This window comes from Steroidobacter sp. (assembly GCF_016790065.1).
Lineage (GTDB): Bacteria > Pseudomonadota > Gammaproteobacteria > Steroidobacterales > Steroidobacteraceae > Steroidobacter.
In genome coordinates this window covers 1-2,402 of the sequence record NZ_JAEUPY010000574.1, presented here as the reverse complement: position 1 = coordinate 2,402, position 2,402 = coordinate 1, and the positions used below count along the sequence as shown (strand labels likewise).

Genomic DNA, 2,402 nt, shown 5'->3' with positions numbered 1-2,402 from the left:
AGTGCGTCGAACCGTTGATCGCAATGTTGAAAGACCTCTCCGTCACCGGCGCAAGAACCGCGAAGGCGATGTACGGCGCACGCGGCTGGGTCACTCATCACAACACAGACCTATGGCGCGCGACGGCGCCAGTGGACGGCGCCAAGTGGGGCATGTGGCCGATGGGCGGCACCTGGCTGTGCCAACATCTGTGGGATCACTACGACTACGGCCGTGACTTGCGTTATCTCGACTCGGTGTATCCCGTGCTGAAATCCTGCGCCGAGTTTTTCCTGGACACCTTGGTCGAACACCCCAACGGCCAATGGTTGGTCACCAACCCGTCCATGTCGCCGGAAAACACGCATCGGCCGAATGTCTCCATCGCCGCCGGCCCGGCCATGGACAATCAGATCCTGCGCGATCTGTTCGCCAACACAGCGAAGGCTGCAAAACTACTGCAGCGTGACGACGCATTCATCCAATCGTTGCACAGCACACGTAAGCGACTGCCACCGGACCAGATCGGGGCGCAAGGACAACTCCAGGAATGGCTGGACGACTGGGATGCCAGCGTGCCCGAGATCAACCATCGCCACGTCTCTCATTTATATGGACTGTATCCGTCCAATCAGATCAGCGTAGATCACACCCCTGCCCTCGCCACCGCCGCGCGCCACTCTTTAGATGCTCGTGGCGATGAAGCGACCGGTTGGGGCATCGGTTGGCGATTAAACCTGCGTGCTCGACTACGCGACGGAGAGCGCGCTCATCGCATCCTGAAGCTACTGCTCGGCCCCGAGCGCACCTATCCAAACTTGTTCGATGCGCATCCGCCGTTTCAGATCGACGGCAACTTCGGCGGCACCAGCGGCATCACCGAAATGCTGTTACAAAGTTTGAAGTCACCGACGGACGACGACGAAATCTGGTTGCTACCCGCACTCCCCAGCGCCTGGCCTCAAGGCTCCATCACAGGACTGCGCGCGCGAGGCGGACTGCGAGTCGATCTGAGTTGGCGCAATGGATCGCTCAACGAATGTCGTGCCAGCGCCATTCGCGACGGCCATTGGATCTTTCGCGCGCAGGGATCGTCCCTGCCGCTATCCATCAAGGCGGGACGCAGTCAAACGTTGACGCTGCGGGACGGCCAGCTCAGCGCAACGTAGCGGCGTTCTCGTCCGCACTGACCTTTTGAGAAATCTCGGCGGCCGTATGACGAATCGCCGCGATGGTGTCTTTCACCGGAATAGCGAACGGCGTTTCGATATAGGGACAGGTCAACGCTGCGGCCACGCCATCAACCGCCATGACCGGCGCCGATAAATCGACGATGTGTCGCGTCACATCGCTATCCGCCTTGACGTACTTTTGAGTGCGCGCCTGTGCAGAGCGCTCCTCGAAGGACTTCCAAGCTTTTTGCGTCGTCGTAGCCGCGAGTCGAGTGCGCCACTCGGTCCGCACGCTCTCCGGTTGAAACGCATACAACACCAAACCGGAAGTGGACTCGACCAGCGGCCGCCGATAGCCCACGCGCACTGAGAAGCCTTGATTGCCAGGCGCTTCGATACGCGCCACCACGACCATTTGCTCATCGCTCGCCACCGCGAGATGACACGACTGGCCGATGACATGACTGAGCTTTCGCATTTCCGGCAGCGCATCTTCCAGCAAGCTCTTGGTCGGCGCGCGAGCCATACCCAATGCAAACAGCTTGTTGGTCAGCTCGAAGCCGTCGCCGGAAGCGGCATGCGCCACATAGCCGCGATGGACCAGCGCATCCACCATCCTGAACAGTTCGCTGATGGAGCGATTGAGCTCCGCGGCGATCTGCGACATGGTCAGTGGCGTGCCCCGAGTCGCCAACAGCTCGAGCACATCCAGCCCCTTCTCCAGAGCCGGTGCACTGTACTTACGTTCTTCGTCATCTCGAGCGGCCATGCGCGCCATTATAAGACGCGAAGCCGCCGATCACCACGAAACAAAGCGTCGGCACCAGGATGGCGTAGTGGATTGCGCTCGCATCCGACACGGCCCCCATCACGGCCGTCAGCACAGCCCCGCCAATGATGCTCATCACCAGGAACGACGAGGCAGCTTCGGTCAGCGGCCCCAGATTGCGCAGCGAGCTGGCAAAGATGGTGGGGAACATGATGGACATGAAAATGCTGGTCGCTGCGAGCGCATAGAGGCCGAGCGCGCCGCCGACGAACACCGCCACCAAGGTCAACGCGACGTTGATGGCCGCGAACCCAGCCATCAAGCGCGTAGGACTGACCCGACTCATCAGCGCCGTGCCGACGAATCGCCCGATCATGAAGCCGACCAGCGACGCCGTCAGATAACTCGCAGCGGTCTTCTCGCCCATGCCGGGCACCTCAGCCTGCGCGTAACGAATCATGAAACTCCACACGCCCACCTGC

General features: G+C 61.0%; 2 protein-coding genes and 1 pseudogene. 1 reads left to right on the top strand and 2 read right to left on the bottom strand.

All coding sequences use genetic code 11. The annotated features are described in order from the left end of the window. Positions 1-1,148 (top strand): glycosyl hydrolase family 95 catalytic domain-containing protein (locus JNL55_RS23915; protein WP_293860075.1); only part of this gene is annotated, 1,148 nt, incomplete at its 5' end. Here the strand turns inward: JNL55_RS23915 and JNL55_RS23910 are convergent. After that, a complete protein-coding gene (locus JNL55_RS23910; RefSeq protein WP_293860072.1) occupies positions 1,135-1,920 on the bottom strand; it encodes an IclR family transcriptional regulator in 786 nt (261 codons plus the stop codon). The genes JNL55_RS23915 and JNL55_RS23910 overlap by 14 nt on opposite strands. Next, a pseudogene (locus JNL55_RS23905) lies at positions 1,904-2,402 on the bottom strand (glucose/galactose MFS transporter); the annotation flags it as partial. The pseudogene JNL55_RS23905 and the gene JNL55_RS23910, both read right to left, overlap by 17 nt.